Raw genomic sequence first — 17,790 nt, 5'->3', positions numbered from 1 at the left:
CGCGTCTGGCCACGATACCGAAGTCGCATCCTGCGCCCGGTTGCCCATCCCTGGCATCGAACCTGAACCGGATCCCGTCCGACAACGTGACAGGCATCACGGGGAATATCTATGCCGCAATGTCTGTGCAACAGGAATAATTTATTGACACGGGTTTTTTTTGCGTGCTACACAGCGATGACATGGCGGCGTCGGCGCCATGTGATGACACGCGATGTAAGGGGCCCCAAGGGGCCGTGGCGCCGATGCGCACACGGCGCTGCCCGCAGCGCGGAACTGTCATGGGGAGTGGACCGGCGGTCGTCCACGCGCGGCGCCTGGGAAGCGCTTGCGCCATCCATCCAAACCTTGCAGGAGATCCGCACATGCGTCGTCCTACCGTTTTGCCCGCCCCCAGCCGCCTGGCCGTGGGCCTGCTCGCCGCCCTGCTTCTCCCGGGCATCGCCTCGGCACAGGACGCCGCATCGTCGGACACCGACGCCAAGAACCTGGACAAGGTCACGGTCACCGGTTCGCGCATCAAGCGCACCGACATCGAGACCGCGCTGCCGGTGACGATCATCAAGAAGGAGGAGATCGACGCGCAGGGCATCAGCTCGGCCGAGCAGCTGATGAGCTACCTCAACATCTCCGGCAATGGCTCGGACAACCTGGCCAGCAACGCGGGCATCGTCTCGGGCGTGGACCAGCGCGGCAACAATGGCGTGTCGGCAGCCAACCTGCGCGGACAGGGCGCTGACGCGACCCTGGTGCTGCTCAACGGACGCCGCGTGGCCGCCCACGGTCTCAAGGGCCGGGTGGTGGATCTCAATTCCATTCCCTTCGCCGCGATCGAGCGGGTCGAAGTGCTGCGCGACGGCGCTTCGGCCATCTACGGCACCGACGCCATCGGCGGCGTGATCAACTTCATTACCCGCACCGATTACCAGGGGGCGGAAGTCAACGGCATGGTCGATGCGACCGAGGACGGTGGCGGCAACATCTACCGCGGCAGCCTGCTGGTCGGCCACGGCGACCTGGACACCGACGGTTGGAACGCCTGGGCCAGCTTCAGCTACCGCAAGGACGAGCTCCTGCGCGGCACCGACCGCGATTTCTCCAACGGGTTCCAGCCCGATCGCGGTCTATCCCCGGATACGCGCGGCACCCCGTACGCGACGGTCGCCAACCGGGCCGATTCGCTGATTGGCAACGGCCTGACCGATCCGGCCGATGGCTCGACCCAGCAGTACATCAATCCCTTGGACCTGCCCGGCAGCGCGGGCTGCGAGACCGGCAGCGACCTGATGGGGCCCTACGACAACGTGCTGTGGGGCGTGCCCTCGGCGCGCTATGCCTGCGCCTACGACTATCCGGCCGCCGCGGTGATCCAGCAGCCGGTGGAGAGCAAGGATGTGATCGGCCGGGCGACCTTCAAGCTCGGCGACCAGCACCAGATGTACGTGGAGTTCACCGGCTCGGAAGTCGATGCCCAGAAGCGCTTCGAGCCGTACCAGATCTCGCCCGGCAGCACCTTCGATGCCACCACCTGGTACCCGAGCACCGGCGAGGCCTACGACGCGATCTACGACCAGCTGGCCTCGTATTTCGGGCCTGGCCAGCTGTCCTACGGCGCGCCGATCGCCTATCGCTGGCGCTGCATGGCCTGCGGACCGCGCGAGATTTCCACCAATACCAAGTCCTACCGACTGCTGCTGGGCTTCGATGGTTCGCTGGGCAGCTGGGACTACACCGCTGGCCTGTCGCGCGCGTCGAGCAAGTCGACCTCGCGTCTTGAAGGCGGTTACTACTACACCAGCAAGCTCAAGGACGTGCTGGGTAGTGGCTTGCTCAATCCGTTCCTGATGCCGGGCCAGGCGCAGTCCGAGGAGGCGATGGCCGCACTGGCCGCCGCCTCGGCCAACGGCGTGGAGCTCTACGGCGGCACCTCGACCATGACCAGCCTGGACGCCAGCGTGTCCGGCGGCCTGGGTTTCAGCCTGTACGGCGGCGAGGCGCAGCTGGCGACGGGCATTGATCTGCGCCGCGAGGAGTACGAGTTCGGCGGTAACCAGACCGGCGAGGACGAAGGCATCTACCTGGCGCCGTTCGACAACGGCAACGTCCTGCAGAAGGTCAGCCGCGATACCAAGGCGGTGTTCGCCGAGCTGTATCTGCCGGTGCTCGACACCCTGGATGTGACCCTGGCCGGTCGCTACGACCATTACGAGGGCTTCGGCGGGACCACCAATCCCAAGTTCTCCTTCAAGTGGCAGCCGATCGATGCGCTGGCCTTCCGCGGTGCCTACAGCACCGGCTTCAAGGTGCCGACCTTCAACCAGATGTTCTACGGCGAGGCCGAGAGCCCCTACACCGGCCTGGACCTGGCCGACCCGGCGACCTGCCCAGGCGGCGTGGCCGATACCAGCACCCCGGGCTGCGAGGCGATCCAGCCCAACCTGCTGACCGGCGGCAAGAAGGACCTGGATCCGGAAGAGTCCCGGCAGAAGAGCCTGGGCGTGGTCATCGCCCCGGTCGACTGGTTCAACATGAGCGTGGACTGGTGGGAGATCAAGCGCGAAAAGACCATCCGCTCGGGCATCTCCATCGACACCCTGGTGGAGAACTACGACACCTTCGCCGACAACTTCATCCGCGACGCCAACGGCAACATCACCGCCATCGATCAGCGCTACATCAACTCCGGCGGCAGCCTGATGCGCGGGATCGAGACCGACGTCAACCTGACCTTCGACGACGTGCTTGGCGGTGACTGGCGCGTGCACCTCAACGGCAGCTACCTGGACACCTATCGCACCAAGGACCTGGAGACCCTGCCGTACACCGACAATCTGGTCGGCGAGTACGTGCGCTACTACAGTCTGCCGATCCGCTGGAAGCACACCTTGAGCGTGGCCTACCAGCGCGGCGACTGGTCGCACATGCTGACCCAGATCTTCCGTGACGGGTACAAGGACGAAGAGCCGATCAGCGTGCGCAACGGCACCTACATCCCGCCGAACTGGGATCCGGACGTGTCCAGCTACACCACCTACAACTACAGCGTCAGCTACAAGGGCTTCCACAACATCGATGTGACCTTCGGCATCAAGAACCTGTTCGATACCGACCCGCCGTTCACCGCGCACATGAACGACTATGCCGCCGGCGCGGGCTGGGAGCCGCGCGTGGCCGACCCGCGTGGCCGTGCGTACACCCTCAACGTGCGTTACAAGTTCCTGTAGCGCTCGCTGATCGGCCTGAAGGGCGCGAACATCGCCCCCGCGCGCAAGGCCCGCTTCGGCGGGCCTTGCCATGTCCATCGCGCAGGGGTTGGAATAAAAATTCCATAAACGATATCTTCTTGGAATAATTTAGTTGGCGCGTGGTGAATCGACAGGGCCGCGCGCCGGACCACGAGGTTGTCCCATGCATCCACACCCGCAGCACCGCCGCCATCGTGTACCGACACGCGCCAGCCGATGGCGCCTGGCCGCACTAGGGCTGCTGACCCTGATGGCCGTGGCCGGCCCGTCCGCCGCCGCGGTGCCACAGCCCGCGCAGTCGCGGTTGGATGCCTTGTTCGACCAGACCATGGCGCGCTACCAACTGCCGGGACTGGCGGTGGGCGTGGTCCAGGACGGCAAGGTGATCTACCAGCGCACCGCAGGCGAAACGCGCGCGGGCAGTGGCGAACGGATCGACGCGGACACGCTGTTCAAGATCGCCTCCAACTCCAAGGCCATGACCACCGGGCTGCTGGCGCGGCTGGTCGATGAAGGCAAGCTGGCCTGGGACGACCTGGTGACCAAGTACCTGCCGCAGTTCCGTATGTTCGACCCGTGGGTGACGCGCAACATCCAGGTGCGCGACCTGCTGATCCATAACAGCGGCCTGGGCCTAGGCGCCGGCGACCTGATGCTTTGGCCCGAGCCCAATGCCTTCACCCGCGAGGACATCGTGCGTGGGCTGGCCTACCTCAAGCCGACCCACAGCTTCCGCGCGCATTACGCCTACGACAACCTGATGTACGTGGTGGCCGGGCAGGTGGCCGCCGCGGCCGGCGGCAAGCCCTACGACCAGCTGGTGCGCGAGCAGGTGTTCGGGCCGCTGGGTATGGACCGCTGCCAAGTGGGCGCGTTCGACCGCGACGCGGTCGGCAACGTGGCCCAACCGCATATGCGCCAGGACAACCACAATGTGGTGGTGCGCGAGGACGCGGCGACCATCCCCGATACCCCGTCCATGGCGGCCGGCGGCATCCGCTGCAGCCTGCACGACATGACCATCTGGGCGCGCATGTGGCTGGACACCGACACGCCGCATCCGTGGGTGTCGGCCACCCAGCGTCAGGCGCTGTGGTCGCTGCACACGCCCATGCCGATCTCGCGCCAGATGCGCGACTGGGATGGCACCCATCTGTACGGCTACGGCTATGCCTGGCGTTTGTCCGACGTGGACGGCCAGTGGCGCGTGGCCCATACCGGCACGCTGATGGGGATGTATTCCTCGCTGACCCTGCTGCCGGACCTGCATGCCGGCTTCGTGGTGCTGATCAACGGCGAGGGCGGCGAGGCGCGCACCACGCTGACCGAGGCCCTGACCAAGCTCTACACCCAGCCGGGCCAGGTGCTGGATGTGGACCACTATGCGGGGCTGCTGGCGCAGTCGCGCGCCGAGGCCAAGGCGGCCGCGCCGGCGCCGGTGCCCGATACGTCCTCGCGCAAGCCGGTGGCGCCGGACGATGCCGGGCGCGTGCTTGGCCTGTATCACGATGCCTGGTTCGGTGATGTCAGCGTGTGCCCGGTCGATGGCCAGGTGCAGTGGCGCTCGGCCAAGTCGCCGCGCATGCACGGCACGGTGCTGCGCGTGGGCCAGCGCCTGATGGTGGACTGGACCGACCCCAGCGTCGATGCCGAGCCGTGGCTGGATGTGGAAGGCAACGGGCAGGTCGTCGCGCTGGCGATGTCCGCGATCAATCCCGATGCCGACTTCAGCTACGACTACCCGGACCTGCACCTGCGCCGCACCGGGCCATGCCCGGCGCCGTGAATCGTCTTTCCCGTCCCGCAAGAGCCCCAACGCCGATGACTTCCAGACCCTCGACCCTCCGCACCGGCCTGTCGCCACGCCGGGCCCTGGCCATGGGCGGCGCCCTGTTGGCCACGCTGATGCTCAGTGCTTGCGCCAATCTGCCGGCCAGGAATCCCCTGGCGCAGTGGGAGCCCTCTCCCAACCAGAACAAGCGTGGGGCGCAGCTCATCGTCATCCATTTCACCAGCCAGGACGCGGTCCAGCAGAGCCTCAAGACGCTCAAGACCGCCAACAGCAAGGGGCCGGTGAGCGCGCACTACCTGATCGGCAGCGACGGCAAGCGCTACCAGCTGGTCAGCGACGATCGTCGTGCCTGGCACGCGGGCGCCGGGCACTGGGGCACCATCAGCGACGTCAACTCGGCCTCGATCGGCATCGAGCTGGACAACGATGGTCAGTCGCCGTTCGCCCAGGCCCAGATCGACAGCCTGATCGTGCTGCTGGACGACCTGTGCAAGCGCCACCACATCCCGCGCACGGCGATCATCGGGCACGAAGACCTGGCGCCGGGCCGCAAGATCGACCCGGGCCCGCTGTTTCCGTGGAAGCAATTGGCCGATGCGGGCTTCGGCCGCTGGCCGCACCCGGATGCGCCGCCGGCGCCGGCCGACTTCGACCCATGGCGCGCGCTGGCCGAGCTGGGCTATCCGCTGACCAATCGCGGTGACACGGTGCAGTCCTTCCACCACCACTTCCGCGGCATGGAGGGCAGGAGCCTGGATGCCGAGGACCTGCGCATCCTCTACGACCTGACCCGGCCACCGCCGGATGCGGGCGCCCCCGAGGACGGCATGTGATGCGCGCGGCCGCCAGGCCATCCAGGCCGGCAGCGGATTGGGGCCGCCGCCTCGGACGTGCGGTCCTGGGGCTGGCGGCGCTGCTGACGGCCACGGGTGCGATGGCGGCCGATAGGGTGCGGGTCTCGCCGGCCACCACCGCCGCGCAGGCCGAGCTGGTGGACATCACCACGGTGGCCCCCGATGTCCAGCTGGAGATCCGCTATGCGGGCGCGCACAACTTCACCGGACGCCCGGTGGCCGGCTACCAGGCGCCCAAGTGCCTGCTGCTGGCGCCGGTGGCGCGTGCGCTGGCCCGGGTCCAGGCCGGGCTGCGCGGGCAGGGCCTGGGGCTGAAGGTGTTCGACTGCTACCGCCCCGTCCGCGCAGTGCAGGACTTCGTGCGCTGGGCTGGCGATCCGGACGACCAGGCGATGAAGGCCGAGTTCTATCCTGGCCTGGACAAGGCCCGGATCATCCCCGACGGCTACGTGGCCGAAGTCTCCGGCCACAGCCGCGGCGCGACCGTCGACCTGACCCTGGTGCGTTGCGCGCAAGGGCGCTGCACCGAGCTGGACATGGGCACGCCGTTCGACTTCTTCGATCCCCGCGCGCATACCGAGGCGCCCGGGTTGAACGCGGACCAGCGCGCGAACCGGCGCCTGCTGCTGCAGGCCATGCGCAGCGAAGGATTCGCCAACTATCCCAGCGAGTGGTGGCACTACACATTGCGCCCGGAGCCGACGCCGCGCACGGCTTACGACGTGCCGATCCGGTGAGTCCGCCGCTCGCCCATCTGCGGACCGCCGATGTCGCGGTGATCGGCTGCGGCATCGTCGGCTTGTCCACCGCCTGGCAGCTTCAGCGTCAGGGGGTGTCCTGCGTGCTCATCGATGCGGCCGGTCCGGGCGCCCAGGCCTCGTTCGGCAATGCCGGCTCGATCTCGGTCGGCAACGTCTTGCCGCAGTCCACTCCGGGCATCGCCTGGAAGGCGCTGCGCATGCTCGCCAGTCCGCTGGCACCGTTGAAGCTGGACTGGGCCGCCTGCCCCAGCTGGGCCGGCTGGCTGCTGCGCTTCGTGCGCGATGGCAACGCGCGGCGCATGCGCGAGGTGACCGACGCGCTGCATGCGCTCAACGCCGCCGCGCGGGCACCCTGGCTGGAATTGGCCGAGGCCATCGGGGCGCAGGCCCTGATCGGACACAGCGGCTATCTGCACGTCTACAGCGACCCGGGAACCTATGCCGGGGCGCGTTGGGCGCGGGCGCTGATGCGCGAGCGCGGGGTGGTCTTCGATGAACTCGACGGCCCCCAGCTGCGCCAGCTGGAACCCAAGCTGGGAGGACGCTTCGTCCATGGCGTGTTCCAGCGCGAGGCGCTGGCGCTGCGCGACCCGGGCGAACTGTGCCGTCGCCTGTTCCAACACCTACTGAGCCAAGGCGCGCACGCGCACATCGCGCAGGTCGGGGCCATCGCGCGCGATGGCGCGCACTACCGGGTGGAGACCGCGCGCGGCGCCGTGCATGCGGCCGACGTGGTGGTCGCCGCGGGCGCCTGGAGCGCGGCGCTGCTGCGCCCCTTCGGCGTGCGCCTGCCGATGATCCCGGCCCGCGGCTACCACCTGATGTACCCACAGCAGCCCGATATCGTCTATCGCCCAACGCTGTGGGCCGAGCGCTACCTGGTCATCTCGCCGATGCAGGCCGGTCTGCGCATGACCAGCATCAAGGAGCTGACCGCCCTGGACCGACCGCCGCGCTACGGCTTGATCGAGCGCCTCGATGCGCAGGCCCGGCAGCTGTTCCCGACCCTGGCCGGACGCGCGCAGGGGCGCTGGGCCGGCCACCGGCCGTGCACGCCGGACTCGCTGCCGGTGCTGGATCGCGTGCCCGACGAACGCATCTGGATCGCCACCGGCCACGGTCACCTCGGCCTGACCCAGGGGCCGATCAGCGGCCAGCTGATGGCCCGGGCGATGCTGGGCCAGCCGACCGGCATCGACCTGGCCCCGTACGCCTTGTCGCGCTTCGCCCAGGAGCGGGCCGCCGCATGAGCCCCCTGTCCACCGCGACAGGTGGTGCGTTTCCTTCTTCCGTACCATGACCCCGCCATGCCCACCGACCACCCCGCCCTGATCCAGAACGACATCGTCCTGTTCGGCCTGATCGCCGCCACGCTGGCGTTCGTGTTCTGGACCGCTGCGCGCCCGTCGGGCCCGTGGAAGAAGTTCTACGCCGTCGTGCCGCCGCTGCTGCTGTGCTACTTCATCCCCGGCATCTTCAATTCCATCGGTCTGATCGACGGTGCGTCCAGCCAGCTCTACAACCCGGTCGCCAGCCGCGTGCTGCTGCCGGCCTCGCTGGTGCTGCTGACCATGACCATCGACCTGAAGGCGGTGCTGCGCCTGGGCTGGCGGATGCTGGCGATGTACTTCGGCGCCTCGGCCAGCATCATGGCCGGCGCGTTCTTCTCGTTCTGGCTGATGAGCAAGTTGCACGCGGCCACCGTGGCCGGCGACACCTGGGGCGGCATGGCCGCGCTGGCCGGCAGTTGGATCGGCGGCGGCGCCAACATGGTGGCGATGAAGGAGATGTTCGACGTCGACGCCACGGTGTTCGGCCAGTTCGCGGTGCTCGACGTGGGCGTGGGCTATGTGTGGATGGCGTTCCTGATCTTCATCGCCGGGCGCGCCAAGCAGATCGACGCGCGCTCCGGCGCGGATACCTCGGCCATCGACGACCTGCAGCGGCGCCTGGCCGACTACAGCGCCCAGCATGCGCGCATCCCCACGCTGACCGACTACATGCTGATCGTCGGGGTGGCCTTCGGCGCGGTCGGCCTGGCCCACGGCGTGGCGCCGTGGCTGGCCGGACTGTTCGCACCGTATCGCTGGGCGCACGCGGCCAGCCTGGATTCGCCCTATGTGTGGGTGGTGTTGCTGTGCACGGTGGGCGGGCTGGCCTTGAGCTTCACCCCGGCGCGCCGGCTCGATGGCGTCGGTGCATCCAAGATCGGCACCCTGCTGCTGTACGTGCTGATCGCCTGCATCGGCATGCAGATGGAGATCGGCGCGCTGCTGGACCGGCCGTGGCTGCTGGTGCTGGCGGTGATCTGGATCGCGGTGCACATCGTGGTGCTGTTCGCGCTGGGCAAGCTGCTCAAGGCGCCGCTGTTCTACTTCGCGCTGGGCTCGCAGGCCAACATCGGCGGCCCGGCCTCGGCACCGGTGGTGGCCGCGGCCTTCCACCCGGCCCTGGCGCCGGTGGGCGTGCTGCTGGGCACGATGGGCTACGCCACCGGCACACTGCTGGCCTATCTGGTCGGCATCGGCCTGCGCGCGATGGCCGGCGCCGGCTGAGGCTCTGCACATAGGAGCGACCCTTCGGGTTGGGCCTGCAAAGCCGCCATCTGTCGTGACGCGGCTTTAGCTGACAGCCTTGCAGACCCAACGCGGCCTATCCGGGAATTGATGACACGCCCTAGAATCGGCCCACGCCTGACGAGGGGATGCGTGTGATGCTCGATGCCTGGGGACTGTTCGTGCTGGGCCTGGTGCTGCTGGCGCTGGGCGGGGACACGCTGGTCAAGGGCGTATCCGGCCTGGCGCAGAAGCTGGGCGTGACGCCGTTCACCGCCGGCCTGCTGCTGATGGCCTTCGGCACCTCGCTGCCGGAACTGTTCGTCAACGCCGCGGCGCTGCTGCACGGCCAGCCGGAACTGGCGCTGGGCAACGCAGTCGGTTCCAACCTGGTCAACCTGGGCCTGACCCTGCCGCTGGCGGCGATGGCCGGGGCGGTGGTCGTGCGCCTGCGGCTGTTGCTGCCCCTGTTGCTGGTCCTGATCGCCGGGTCGCTGTTGCTGATGGTGTTCGGCCTGGACGGGACCATCAACCGCCTGGAAGGCGGCCTGCTGCTGGTCGGCTTCGTCGTGGTGGTCGTGCGCGTGGTGGTGATGGGCCGTGGCGAGGCCGCCGGCGTGCGCGACGGCGTGGACGCCTATGCGGCGACTCGCACGGTGACCTGGCTCAACCTGCTGCGCCTGTTGATCGGCGCGGTGCTGCTGGGCTACGGCGCACGCGACGTGGTCGCCGCGATGCTGCAGCTGGCGCCTTCGCTCGGGCTGACGCCGCTGATGGCCGGCCTGCTGCCGGTGGCCATCGGCACCGCGCTGCCGGAGGTCGCCGCGGCCATCGTCGCCGCCCGGCGCGGGCAGGGCGACATGGTGCTGGGCCATGTGATCGGCTCGAGCGTGTTCAACCTGCTGGTGGTGGTCGGCGGCATGGCCGTCATCGCGCCGCTGGCGCTGCCGGCCTCGTTCGTGAAGCTGGAGCTGCCGGCGGCGATCGCCCTGGCCATCGTGCTGGTGCCGATGCTGCGCGGCGATGCGCGGGTCAGTCGTGGCGAGGCCGCGGTACTGCTGCTGGCGTTTGCCGGCTGGCTGGTGCTGGAGCTGGCTTGGCTGCAGTGAGCCGCGCACGGTCTGGCTGATCGGCCGGCGGAGGCGGCGGGGCGAAGCGCGGCATCAGCGCCAGCGCGGCCTTGGCGATCAGGTGCGCGCTGATCGGCGCGGTCATGAACAGGAACACGGTGATCAGCAGCTCGCGCGGCTGCAGGCCTTCGCCGCGCAGCAGGTGCTCGCCCATCGAGGCCAGCAGCACGCAGCCCACGCCCAGGGTGCTGGCCTTGGTCGGCGCGTGCAGGCGGCGGAACACGTCCGAGAGCTTCACCAGTCCCAGCGCGCCGACCAGGATGAAGAAGCTGCCGGCCACCAGCAGCACGGCCAGGGCGATCTCCAGCACGGCGCTCATTCGACGATGTCCCGGCGCAGCACGAACTTGCTCAGCACCACCGTGCTGCCGAAGCCAAGCATGGCGATGACCAGCGCGGCCTCGAAGTACACGGTCGAGTCCAGGCGCATGCCCAGCAGCATCAGTTCGGCAATGGCCGTCACCGACAGCGTGTCGGCGGCCAGGATGCGGTCCGGCACGGTGGGGCCGAACACCAGCCGCCACAGGCTCAGCAGCATGGCCAGGCCGACCACGCCCATCGACAGCAGGATCGCGCCGTCCAGCAGATCTGCAGGATTCATGGGAACACCTCCCTCAGCGGGGTCTCGTAGCGCGATTTGATCTCGGCCACCAGCGCGTCGGCATCGTCCACGTGCAGCGCGTGGACCAGCAGGAAGCGCCGGTCGTCGGTCAGCGAGGCCGATAACGTGCCCGGGGTCAGGGTGATCATGCTGGCCAGCACCGAGATGCCGCGCAGGTTGGTGATGTCCAGCGGCACCCAGACGAAATCCGGGTGCAGGCGCGACTCGCGCCCCAGCACCTGCGCGGCGACGGTGAGGTTGGACTTGAGGATGTCCCAGCCGAAGCGCAGCGCCAGCAGCGGCACCGGACGCAGCGAGCCGGTCGGGCAGGCCTCGGCATCCATGCGTTTCCAGGCCAGCGGGATCACCAGCCCCAGCGCCAGGCCCAGCAACACGTGGCCGAGGGACAGGCTGTTGTTGAGCAGCAGCCAGAACCCCAGGATCCCCAGGCTCAGCGTCCAGGAAGGCAGCCAGCGCGACATCACGGCCTCCGCATCGTCGGCAGGTGCGCGCGCACCTGGTCGGTGTAGGCGCCGGCGTCGAGCAGCTGCGCGGCGGCGGCATCGGCAAAGGACAGCAGCGGTTCGGCCAGGAAGCTCATGGCCAGCACGCAGCCCAGCAGGAACACCGCCGCGGCGGTCTCGGCCGGGCGTGCGGGCGCCTCGGTGTGCACGCCGGCCTCTTCCAGGTTGGCCGGGATGCGCCAGAACAGGCGCACGCCGGCGCGGCTGATGCCGACGATGACCAGCAGGCTGCTGAGCAGCACCGTTGCCCAGACCAGGCCGGTGTCGCGCGCCGGGGTGGCGGCCAGCAGTGCGACCTTGCCCAGGAAGCCCGACAGCGGCGGCAGGCCGGCCACCGCCACCGCCGCGATCAGGAACAGCACGCCCGGCAGGGTCCGCCCCGGCAGCGGGGCGATGATCGACTTGTCGTCATCGGCCGCGCCGCGGCGGCGCCGGATCAGGTCGGCGATCAGGAACAGCGCCGCGGCGGTGAAGCAGCTGTGTGCCAGGTAGTACAGGCCAGCGGCAATCGTGCCGGCCTGGCCCAGCGAGAAGCACACGAACAGCGTGGCGGCCGACCACACCACCAGGTAGCCGATCATCATCCGTAGCCGCGCCGAGCCCAGCACGCCCAGCGCCGCCACCACCAGGGTGGCCGCGCCCAGCACCAGCAGCCAGCGCTGCCCGTAGCCGGCCAGGGCTCCGGCGCCGGTGCCCAGCAGCAGCGTGGACACGCGCAGCACCGCGTACAGCCCGACCTTGGTCATGATCGCGAACAGCGCCGAGATCGCCGCCGGCGCGCGGGCGTAGGTTTCCGGCAGCCACAGGTACAGCGGCAGCAGCGCCGCCTTGGCGCAGAACACCACCAGCAGCAGGCCGAAGGCGGCCTTGACCAGCGGCAGGTTCTCCGCCGGCACCTGGGCGATGCGCGCGGACAGCTCGGCCATGTTCAGGCTGCCCAGCAGGCCGTAGATCAGGCCCAGGGCGATCAGGAACAGCGAGGAGGCGGTGATGTTGAACACCACGTAGTGGAAACCGTTGCGCAGCCGCAGCCCGCGCCCGCCGGACAGCAGCAGGCCGTAGCTGGCGATCAGCATCACCTCGAAGAACACGAACAGGTTGAAGATGTCGCCGGTCAAAAACGCCCCGTTCAAGCCCACCAGCTGGAACTGGAACAGCGCGTGGAAGTGCGGCGCGCGCCGGTCCCAGCCGGCGCAGGCATGCAGCAGGCAGGCCGCGGCCAGCAGCCAGGTCGTGCCCAGCATCCAGGCCGAGAGCCGGTCGGCCATCAGCGCGATGCCCAGCCGCGCCGGCCAGTCGCCCAGCAGGTAGACCTGCACTTCACCGCTGCCGGTGCGGGCCAGCAACAGCGCCACGGCCACCGCCAGGGCGGCCATCGACAGCCAAGCCACCGCGCGGCGCACGCCCATGCCGTAGCGGCGGTGCTCGACGATCAGCGAGACGGCGGCGCCGGCCATGGGGATCAGCACTGGCAGGATCGGCAGGTGACTCATCGGCGGCCGCTCCCGCGTGGATCGGTGCGGGCCTCGGGCTCGGGATCGACCGCCTGCGCGTCCACGTGATCGCTGTGGTTGTCCGCGCGGCTGCGCATGGCCAGCACGATGCTGACCGCGGTCATGGCAAAGGAAATCACGATCGCGGTGAGCACCAGCGCCTGCGGCAGGGGGTCGGTGTAGTGGGCCAGGTCGACCGGGCCATCGCCTTGCACGATCGGCGCCTGCCCGGCCACCGGGCGGCCGCCGGCGAAGATCAACAGGTTGGTCGCATAGGACAGGAAGGTCAGCCCCAGGATCACGTCGAAGGTGCGCCCACGCAGCATCAGGTAGACCGCCACCGCGGTCAGCACGCCGATGGCCGTGGCCAGTGCCAGTTCCATCAGGAGGCCTCCTCGCCGGTGAAGTCCGAGCGGCCTTGCGCATCGACGATGCCGCGCTGGGTCTTGCGCGAGCGCGAGGGCTTGACCGTGCCCATCATCGAGAGCATCAGCATCGCCCCGCCGAATACCACCAGGTACACCCCGGTGTCGAAGGCCATCGCGCTGGCCAACTCCACCTCGCCGATCAGCGGCAGATGCAGTTCAAGGTGTCCGCTGGTCAGGAACGGCACGCCGAACACCAGCGAGGCCGCCCCACTGGCCAGCGCGATCACCACGCCAATGGCGATCGTGCGCACGAAATCGAAGCCGAAGCGCGATTCCACCGAGCGCGCGCCTTGCAGCACGTACTGGATCAGCAGCGGCACGGCCAGGACCAGGCCGGCGATGAAGCCACCGCCGGGCGCGTTGTGGCCGCGCAGGTACAGGTAGAAGGAGATCGCCACCACCATCGGCGCGATCACCTGCATCAGGCTGACCGGGATGGACAGGTCCACCGGCCCGCCGGACATGTGCCGTTCCGGCGCCAGCCGCGCGCGGCGCAGCAGGGCATGGACCACCAGGGCGGCGATGGCGAACACGGTGATCTCACCGAAGGTGTCGAACCCGCGGAAGTCCACCAGGATCACGTTGACCACGTTGTGACCCCAGGCTTCGGGCAGCGAGCGCTGCAGGATTTCGGTGGCCACCGTGTCGCGCGGACGCAGCATCATCGCCCAGGCCAGCGCGCCGACCACCGCGCCGCAGGCCAGGGCGATGGCGCCGTCGCGCAGGCGCCGTGGCAGGTGCGTGGTGCGCGGCGAGTGTTCGGGCAGGTAGTTCATCGCCAGCAGCATCAGGACCAGGGTCACCATCTCCACCATCAGCTGGGTCAGGGCCAGGTCCGGCGCGGACAGGAACACGAAGCTCAGGCTCACCGCCAGGCCGGTGCCGCCGATGCAGGCCACCGCCAGCAGGCGATGGCGGTGCAGGCGCAGGGTCGCCAGGGCCGGGGCCAGCATCAGCACCCACAGCACCCAGCCGGGCCAGGTCATCGGCGTGTCCCAGCCGCCGCGCCAGGCCAGCGCCGTGCCCGGGTCGGCCAGCAGCGGCACGGCCATGGCCACCAGCGCGCTGAGCACCAGCCACATCAAGGTGCGCTGCAGGCTGCCGTTGGCCAGGGCATGGGTGATGCGGTTACCGGCGAAGAACAGGAATTCCAGGTTGCGCTTGAAGATGTCCCGGCCGATCGCGCGGGTCACGATGGCATGCAGGTCCAGCAGGCGCGCCAACCCCAGGTACAGGCCGATGCCGCCAACGACGCCGGCCAGGCTCATCGCCAGCGGCCAGTTCAGTCCGTGCCAGATCGCCAGGCTGAAGTCGGGCAGGGCATCGCCCAGGATCGCCCCGGCCGAGGCGCGCAGCAGCCAGCTGACGGTGAACGCGGGGACGATGCCCACGGCCACGCACAGCAGCACCAGCACTTCGACCGGGATCTTCATCCAGCGCGGCGGCTCGTGCGGGGTGGTGTCCAGCGCGCGCGGGCCGTCGCCGAAGAAGGTCTCGTAGACAAAGCGCAGGCTGTAGGCCACGCCCAATACGCCGGCCAGCAGCGCGGCGATGCCGGTGAACACGCGCATCGGCAGCGCCGCCTCGGTCTCCAGCGCCACGGCGAAGAACATTTCCTTGGACAAAAACCCGTTGAGCAGCGGAATACCCGCCATCGACAGCGAGGCGATGATCGCCAGCGCGCTGGTGAAGGGCATCAGTCGCCGTAGGCCACCGAGGCGACGGATGTCGCGGCTGCCGCACTCGTGGTCGATGATGCCGGCAGCCATGAACAGCGAGGCCTTGAAGATGGCGTGGTTGAGGATGTGGAACACGCCGGCCACCACCGCCAGCGGCGTGGACAGGCCGAACAGCATCGTGATCAGGCCCAAATGGGAGATGGTCGAATACGCCAGCAGGCCCTTGATGTCATGTTCGAAGATTGCGTTCCACGCGCCCACCAGCAGGGTGATCGCCCCGATCGTGGTGACCAGATAGAAGAACAGGTCCGTGCCGGCCAGGGCCGGATGCAGGCGCGCCAGCAGGAACACGCCGGCTTTGACCATTGTGGCCGAGTGCAGGTAGGCCGAGACCGGGGTCGGCGCGGCCATCGCCTGCGGCAGCCAGAAGTGGAACGGGAACTGCGCGCTCTTGGTGAAGATCCCGCCCAGCACCAGGCACAGCGCCCACGGATACAGCGGGCTGGCGCGCAAGGTGTCGCCCGCGGCCAGGACCGCATCCAGGTCGAAGCTGCCCACCACCCGGCCGATCAGCAGCACACCGCCGAGCAGGGCCAGACCGCCGCCGCCGGTGATCACCAGGGCCATGCGCGCGCCGTCGCGCGCGTCCTTGCGGTGCGACCAGAAGCCGATCAGCAGGAACGAGGTCAGGCTGGTCAACTCCCAGAACACGCACAGCAGCAGCAGGTTGCCCGACACCACCACGCCCAGCATCGCGCCCATGAACAGCAGCAGGAAGGCCAGAAAGCGTGGCACCGAGTCCTTCGCGCTCAGGTAGTAGCGCGCGTACATGATCACCAGCGCGCCGATGGCCAGCACCAGCAGAGCGAACATCCAGGCAAAGCCGTCCACGCGCAGCGAGAATTCCAGCCCGATGCGCGGCAGCCAATCGTGGCGGCTGTGCAGGACTTCGCCGCGCAAGACCGCCGGCGCGATCGAACCGAGCAGGCCCAGGCCCACCAGCGGCGCCAGCCCGGCGATCCAGGCGAGGGCGGTGCGGGGCAGGCGATGCGCGGCGGCCACGGCAGCGGCCATCAGGAACGGCAGCGCCAGCAGCAGGTCGAGGGCGTGGGGCATGCGGTGAATTGCGGTGTTGCGCGGGCAACGCAGGAGGATACCAGCCGCGCACCAGGCCGGTCCGTGACCAAGGGGTCAGGCCTGCTCCACGCGTCGTTGGCCTATCCTGAGCGGATGCCATCCCCGCACGCCATTGCCTATGCCGAACGATCCACCCCACCGCGGACCGCGCTGCTGCTGGGCGGAAGCGGGCAGATCGGTGCGGCCCTGCTGGCGCGATTGCTCGAAGGCGGCCGCTGGTCGGTGCTGGCGCTCTCGCGCCAGCCGCAGCACGCGCGTCCCGGACTGACCTGGCTGCGCGGTTCGTTGCAGCAGATGCCGGCGCTGCCCTCGGCGGTCGAGGCGATCTTCAGCACCGGTCCGCTGGATGCCTTCGCCCACTGGTACGCCGGCAGCGGCATCGACGCGGCGCGCGTGGTGGCCTTCGGTTCGACCAGCCTGGGGACCAAGCAGGATTCGGACAGCGCCCAGGAGCGCGACCTGGCCGCGCGTCTGCGCCAGGCCGAGCAGACCGTGTTCGCGCGGGCCGCCGCCACCGGCGCCCATGCCACGCTGCTGCGGCCGACGCTGGTCTATGGCGCCGGTCGCGATGCCTCGCTGACCCGGATCGCGGCGCTGGCCCGGCGCCTGCGGTGTTTCCCGCTGCCGCGCGGCGCCACCGACGGGCTGCGCGCGCCCGTCCATGTGGACGACCTGGCCGAAGCCGCCCTGGCCGTGCTCGATGTGCCGGCCACCTTCGACCAGGCCTATGCCCTACCCGGCGGGGAGCGCCTGACGTATCGGGAGATGGTGACGCGGACCCTGGCGGCAATGTCACCGCCGGCCCGCCTGCTGGAGCTTCCGCCGCCGCTGTTTGGCGTGGTCGTGCGCGCCGCGCAGTCAGTGGGCGTGGCGCGCGCGCTCACCGGCGCGGCGGTCTCGCGCATGCGCCAGGATCTGGTGTTCGACCTGACGCCGGCGCAGCGCGACTTCGGCTATGCGCCGCGCGGCTTTGCACCGACCGCGGCGATGCTGGGTCAGTAACGCCAGCCCATCTTCCCGTAGAACTTGGCCAGCACCCAGATCGGGCCGATCAGCAGGTAGACCAGATCGGTGAGGAAGCTGGGCTTGCGCCCTTCGATCCGGTGGCCGATGAACTGCGCGATCCAGGCCAGCACGAACACCGCGATCGCGCTGTACAGCAGCACGTCCAGCCCCAGGCGCAGCCAGATCAGCCGGCACAGGCAGCCCATGGTGAAGAACACCACGAACATCCCGTAGCCGATGCGCCGCGAGAGCCGGTTGTAGAACGCCCAGGCGCAGAACATCGCCAGGCCCGCCCACAGTCCGGCGCTGAACCAGCCCGCCGTCACCGGGATGCACCACAGCAACGCGATCACCGACCACAGGATGGCCGGCACGGCCACCACGTGGATGGCCTGGTTGACCGGGTTTCGATGATCGCGCGCGTAGTGCGCGAACCACTGGTCGATCGGGCGTTCTGCGTGGACGTGCTGCATCGGGTCCCTCCCAGGAAGGCCGACAGCATAGCCCGCCGCCCGACGATGTACCCGGGGCGCATCGCTGCTGCAATGCGGCAGCGGCACGGTCGCCGCTCGCAGGGCCGTGCGTCC

The 17,790-nt window shown here is 69.2% G+C and carries 15 protein-coding genes; 8 read left to right on the top strand and 7 right to left on the bottom strand.

Annotation, left to right across the window (positions count from 1 at the left end; translation table 11 throughout):
• Positions 1-365: 365 nt before the first annotated feature.
• The 7 genes from PJ250_RS04485 (at position 366) to PJ250_RS04455 (ending at position 10,316) form a co-directional block, all read left to right on the top strand.
• Positions 366-3,224: a TonB-dependent receptor gene (locus PJ250_RS04485; RefSeq protein WP_271647347.1), complete on the top strand. Its 2,859-nt coding sequence runs from the start codon at positions 366-368 to the stop codon at positions 3,222-3,224.
• 184 nt (positions 3,225-3,408) lie between these two features.
• Positions 3,409-5,031, top strand: a complete 1,623-nt coding sequence (locus PJ250_RS04480; RefSeq protein ID WP_271647346.1) for a serine hydrolase domain-containing protein — start codon at positions 3,409-3,411, stop codon at positions 5,029-5,031.
• A gap of 92 nt (positions 5,032-5,123) precedes the next feature.
• The gene (locus PJ250_RS04475) at positions 5,124-5,870 is read left to right on the top strand and encodes an N-acetylmuramoyl-L-alanine amidase (RefSeq protein WP_271648524.1); all 747 of its coding nucleotides are present in this window, start codon (positions 5,124-5,126) and stop codon (positions 5,868-5,870) included.
• A gap of 101 nt (positions 5,871-5,971) precedes the next feature.
• The gene (locus tag PJ250_RS04470) at positions 5,972-6,628 is read left to right on the top strand and encodes a M15 family metallopeptidase (protein ID WP_271648522.1); all 657 of its coding nucleotides are present in this window, start codon (positions 5,972-5,974) and stop codon (positions 6,626-6,628) included.
• The gene (locus PJ250_RS04465) at positions 6,625-7,902 is read left to right on the top strand and encodes an NAD(P)/FAD-dependent oxidoreductase (RefSeq protein ID WP_271647345.1); all 1,278 of its coding nucleotides are present in this window, start codon (positions 6,625-6,627) and stop codon (positions 7,900-7,902) included. The genes PJ250_RS04470 and PJ250_RS04465 overlap by 4 nt, the downstream gene beginning before the upstream one ends.
• 57 nt (positions 7,903-7,959) lie before the next feature.
• Positions 7,960-9,207 carry a DUF819 family protein gene (locus PJ250_RS04460; protein WP_271647344.1) on the top strand — a complete coding sequence of 416 codons (1,248 nt, stop codon included), beginning with the start codon at positions 7,960-7,962 and terminating at the stop codon, positions 9,205-9,207.
• A 158-nt stretch (positions 9,208-9,365) separates the two neighbouring features.
• Positions 9,366-10,316: a sodium:calcium antiporter gene (locus PJ250_RS04455; RefSeq protein WP_271647343.1), complete on the top strand. Its 951-nt coding sequence runs from the start codon at positions 9,366-9,368 to the stop codon at positions 10,314-10,316.
• Here PJ250_RS04455 and PJ250_RS04450 read toward each other — a convergent pair.
• The 6 genes from PJ250_RS04450 to PJ250_RS04425 are packed head-to-tail and all read right to left on the bottom strand — an operon-like array spanning position 10,240 to position 16,177.
• Positions 10,240-10,656, bottom strand: a complete 417-nt coding sequence (locus PJ250_RS04450; RefSeq protein WP_271647342.1) for a Na+/H+ antiporter subunit G — start codon at positions 10,654-10,656, stop codon at positions 10,240-10,242. The genes PJ250_RS04455 and PJ250_RS04450 overlap by 77 nt on opposite strands.
• Positions 10,653-10,937, bottom strand: a complete 285-nt coding sequence (locus PJ250_RS04445) for a K+/H+ antiporter subunit F (protein ID WP_271647341.1) — start codon at positions 10,935-10,937, stop codon at positions 10,653-10,655. Before PJ250_RS04445 ends, PJ250_RS04450 begins: the two co-directional genes overlap by 4 nt.
• Complete coding sequence (locus PJ250_RS04440; RefSeq protein ID WP_271647340.1) at positions 10,934-11,419, bottom strand: Na+/H+ antiporter subunit E; 486 nt, start codon at positions 11,417-11,419, stop codon at positions 10,934-10,936. Before PJ250_RS04440 ends, PJ250_RS04445 begins: the two co-directional genes overlap by 4 nt.
• Entirely contained in the window at positions 11,419-12,954 is a 1,536-nt protein-coding gene (locus PJ250_RS04435) for a monovalent cation/H+ antiporter subunit D (protein ID WP_271647339.1), read from the bottom strand. Before PJ250_RS04435 ends, PJ250_RS04440 begins: the two co-directional genes overlap by 1 nt.
• Positions 12,951-13,337, bottom strand: coding sequence for a Na+/H+ antiporter subunit C (locus PJ250_RS04430; RefSeq protein ID WP_271647338.1), 387 nt, complete (start codon positions 13,335-13,337; stop codon positions 12,951-12,953). Before PJ250_RS04430 ends, PJ250_RS04435 begins: the two co-directional genes overlap by 4 nt.
• Positions 13,337-16,177: a monovalent cation/H+ antiporter subunit A gene (locus PJ250_RS04425; RefSeq protein ID WP_271647337.1), complete on the bottom strand. Its 2,841-nt coding sequence runs from the start codon at positions 16,175-16,177 to the stop codon at positions 13,337-13,339. Before PJ250_RS04425 ends, PJ250_RS04430 begins: the two co-directional genes overlap by 1 nt.
• A gap of 114 nt (positions 16,178-16,291) precedes the next feature.
• On the opposite strand from PJ250_RS04425, the gene PJ250_RS04420 reads away from it, so the two are divergent.
• Positions 16,292-17,200 carry an NAD-dependent epimerase/dehydratase family protein gene (locus PJ250_RS04420; protein WP_271647336.1) on the top strand — a complete coding sequence of 303 codons (909 nt, stop codon included), beginning with the start codon at positions 16,292-16,294 and terminating at the stop codon, positions 17,198-17,200.
• Here the strand turns inward: PJ250_RS04420 and PJ250_RS04415 are convergent.
• Positions 17,194-17,676, bottom strand: coding sequence for an Mpo1 family 2-hydroxy fatty acid dioxygenase (locus PJ250_RS04415; RefSeq protein ID WP_271647335.1), 483 nt, complete (start codon positions 17,674-17,676; stop codon positions 17,194-17,196). The two genes, PJ250_RS04420 and PJ250_RS04415, sit on opposite strands and share 7 nt — an antisense overlap.
• Positions 17,677-17,790 lie beyond the last annotated feature (114 nt).

Origin of the sequence: Pseudoxanthomonas sp. JBR18 (assembly GCF_028198165.1) — a bacterium.
Lineage (GTDB): Bacteria > Pseudomonadota > Gammaproteobacteria > Xanthomonadales > Xanthomonadaceae > Pseudoxanthomonas_A.
The sequence above is the reverse complement of the archived record's forward strand: the minus strand, read 5'-3'. Positions and strand labels throughout refer to the sequence as shown.

Bases quoted from the DNA above. Each gene is read 5' to 3' on its own strand.
- PJ250_RS04480 (WP_271647346.1), top strand. From the start codon at position 3,409: ATGCATCCACACCCGCAGCACCGCCGCCATCGTGTACCGACACGCGCC.
- PJ250_RS04415 (WP_271647335.1), bottom strand. From the start codon at position 17,676: ATGCAGCACGTCCACGCAGAACGCCCGATCGACCAGTGGTTCGCGCAC.
- PJ250_RS04475 (WP_271648524.1), top strand. From the start codon at position 5,124: ATGGGCGGCGCCCTGTTGGCCACGCTGATGCTCAGTGCTTGCGCCAAT.
- PJ250_RS04470 (WP_271648522.1), top strand. From the start codon at position 5,972: ATGGCGGCCGATAGGGTGCGGGTCTCGCCGGCCACCACCGCCGCGCAG.
- PJ250_RS04445 (WP_271647341.1), bottom strand. From the start codon at position 10,937: ATGAATCCTGCAGATCTGCTGGACGGCGCGATCCTGCTGTCGATGGGC.
- PJ250_RS04430 (WP_271647338.1), bottom strand. From the start codon at position 13,337: ATGGAACTGGCACTGGCCACGGCCATCGGCGTGCTGACCGCGGTGGCG.
- PJ250_RS04460 (WP_271647344.1), top strand. From the start codon at position 7,960: ATGCCCACCGACCACCCCGCCCTGATCCAGAACGACATCGTCCTGTTC.
- PJ250_RS04450 (WP_271647342.1), bottom strand. From the start codon at position 10,656: ATGAGCGCCGTGCTGGAGATCGCCCTGGCCGTGCTGCTGGTGGCCGGC.
- PJ250_RS04425 (WP_271647337.1), bottom strand. From the start codon at position 16,177: ATGCCCCACGCCCTCGACCTGCTGCTGGCGCTGCCGTTCCTGATGGCC.
- PJ250_RS04485 (WP_271647347.1), top strand. From the start codon at position 366: ATGCGTCGTCCTACCGTTTTGCCCGCCCCCAGCCGCCTGGCCGTGGGC.
- PJ250_RS04435 (WP_271647339.1), bottom strand. From the start codon at position 12,954: ATGAGTCACCTGCCGATCCTGCCAGTGCTGATCCCCATGGCCGGCGCC.
- PJ250_RS04440 (WP_271647340.1), bottom strand. From the start codon at position 11,419: ATGTCGCGCTGGCTGCCTTCCTGGACGCTGAGCCTGGGGATCCTGGGG.
- PJ250_RS04420 (WP_271647336.1), top strand. From the start codon at position 16,292: ATGCCATCCCCGCACGCCATTGCCTATGCCGAACGATCCACCCCACCG.
- PJ250_RS04455 (WP_271647343.1), top strand. From the start codon at position 9,366: ATGCTCGATGCCTGGGGACTGTTCGTGCTGGGCCTGGTGCTGCTGGCG.